This is a genomic window from Rhodococcus sp. CX (assembly GCF_015865005.1).
In the GTDB taxonomy this organism is placed as follows: Bacteria; Actinomycetota; Actinomycetes; order Mycobacteriales; family Mycobacteriaceae; genus Rhodococcus.
The window spans coordinates 1-2,172 of sequence record NZ_JADZGH010000009.1; the positions used below are offsets into that span (position 1 = coordinate 1).

A 2,172-nucleotide genomic window follows, 5' to 3' on the forward strand; every position below is an offset into this window, starting at 1 on the left:
GCCGATGGCCGTCCCGCCGCTGCGGTGTTCGGAAAAGGGTGCTCTACCGGAGGCCGAACGAGTTCCCGATGATGTCGCGCTGGATCTCGTTGGTGCCGCCGTAGATCGTGGCGCCGAGAGCAGCTCGTACGTGCTGCGCCATGTCGAACTCGGTGGAGTAGCCGTAGCCGCCCATCATCTGCATGCCTTCGAGGGCAGTGTTCTTCGCGACCTCCGTCGCCTTGAGCTTCGCCATCGACGACGCGCGGGCCAGGCCCTGCGGATCGTCACCGGCATCGGCGCGGTGGGCGACGCTGTAGACGAGCAGACGGGTGCACTCGAGCTCCGTGGCGAGATCGGCGATGCGGTGCTTGATCGCCTGATACGAGCCGACCCGATTGCCGAACTGGATGCGCTCGGAGACGAACGCCAGAGCGTCGTCGAAGGCGCGTTCGGCGACGCCGAGCATCTGCGCGGCGAGGATCAGCCGTTCGGTCGCCAGGCCGGGCATGAGCTGGGCCCATCCCTGGCCGACCTCCCCGACCACCGAGTCGGCGGGCAGCACGCAGTCGGTGAAGTAGAGGTCGTTGACCTCGGTGCCGCCCAGCGTGTCGATGCCCTTGATCGTCAGCCCCGGCGTGTCGGCCGGAACGTGGAACATGGTGAGCCCGTGGTGCTTCTTCTCGCCCCGCTCGGTGCGGGCGACCAGCAGGATGCTGTCGGCCTGATGAGCATTGGTGATCCACGTCTTCTGGCCGTTGATCACCCAGCCGTCCGCGGTGCGCTCGGCGCGGCAGGACAGCGCTGCGACATCGGATCCGGCCTCCGGCTCGGACATCGCGATCGCCAGCGCCGCACCCTCGGCGAGCCGGCCCAGCACCGTCCGCTTGAGCTCTTCGCTCGCGAACTTGGTGTAGATCCCGGCGGTGATGAGAGTCGTGCCGTGCCACGGGACCGGGGCCAGGCCGCGGTGGAGCTCCTCGAGCAGGACGCACAGATCGACGTGGTTGCCGCCGGCTCCGCCGTACTCCTCGGGGATGTTGATCGCAGCCCAGCCGAGTTCGGCGATCCGCCGGTTCAGCTCGAGGCTGTGCCCTTCCCGGCCGCAGTCGGTGAGTTTGTCGCGCTGTTCGCGCGTGCCCACCTCACGGCGGCAGAATTCGCGGACGGCAGTCCCGAACTCGCGCTGCTCCTCGCTGAGCATCACAGTCATGGAGATCTCCTGGTCGAAATGGAAAGGGTGCCGATCAGGCGGGTTCGCCGACGCGGACTCGGGTGTCCCGGGACTCGTCGTCGTGATCGCCCGCCGTTCCGGAGGTGAAATGACGGCGCATGGAAGCCGCTGCGACGAAGGAGATCACGGCGGTGACGACCAGGATCGCGGCGAGCGGCCACCAGTGCTTCGATCCGTCCGTCGGTACCAGAGCAGCGGCGACCAGGGGCGTAGGAGCCGCCCAGGCGACGCCCGAGAACGCGCTGCACAGGGCGACACCGCTGTACCGGACCTCGGTGGGGAACAGGTCGGCGGTCATGCTCGACACCACGGCATAGGTGGTGGCGTGACCGAGGACGAGGGCAGCCGAGAACGCGACGATCATCAGCCCCATGTTTCCCGTGTTGAACAGCAGGAAGAGGGGGAAGGCGAACAGGCCCGTGAACACCACGCCGCCGATGAAGACGGTCCACGCCGACAGGCGGTCGCACAGGATGCCGACGCCGACCATCGCGAACAGGTCGATGGTCGCGGCGACCAGCAGGATCATCAGTGTGTCGCTCTTGGAGAACCCGTGGACGTTCGTCGCCATCGTGAGCATGTACGTGGTGATCAGATAGAACAGCACGATCACGCTGGCCTGCAGGCCGATGCCGGCGAGGACTCGACCCGGCAACGTCCGCAGAACCGTGAGGATGGGGCGGTCCGTGACCGAACCCGTCTCCTTCACCTCGGTGAACTCGCTCGACTCCTCGACACCGAGCCGGATGATCAGGCCGATGACCACGAGAACGAAGCCGGCGAGGAACGGAATCCGCCATCCCCAGGACATCAGCTGCTCGTTGGGCATCCGGGCGACGAAGTACATGACGACGGTCGCCAGAACCAGCGCGAGCGGGCTGGCGATCTGCGGAGCGGATCCGTAGAAGCGCTCCCGGGCCTTCGGCGCGTTCTCGACGCTCATGAGCACGGCACCGCCC

The 2,172-nt window shown here is 67.2% G+C and carries 2 protein-coding genes; both read right to left on the bottom strand.

The features are described 5' to 3' along the window. Positions 1-43: 43 nt before the first annotated feature. Positions 44-1,192 carry an acyl-CoA dehydrogenase family protein gene (locus tag I0Q12_RS00645; protein WP_197250117.1) on the bottom strand — a complete coding sequence of 383 codons (1,149 nt, stop codon included), beginning with the start codon at positions 1,190-1,192 and terminating at the stop codon, positions 44-46. A 34-nt stretch (positions 1,193-1,226) separates the two neighbouring features. Beyond that, positions 1,227-2,172 (bottom strand): MFS transporter (locus I0Q12_RS00650; protein ID WP_197250118.1); only part of this gene is annotated, 946 nt, incomplete at its 5' end.

What these genes read in the sequence shown, in the direction of transcription:
- I0Q12_RS00645 (WP_197250117.1), bottom strand. Translation starts at nt 1,192, where the DNA reads ATGACTGTGATGCTCAGCGAGGAGCAGCGCGAGTTCGGGACTGCCGTC.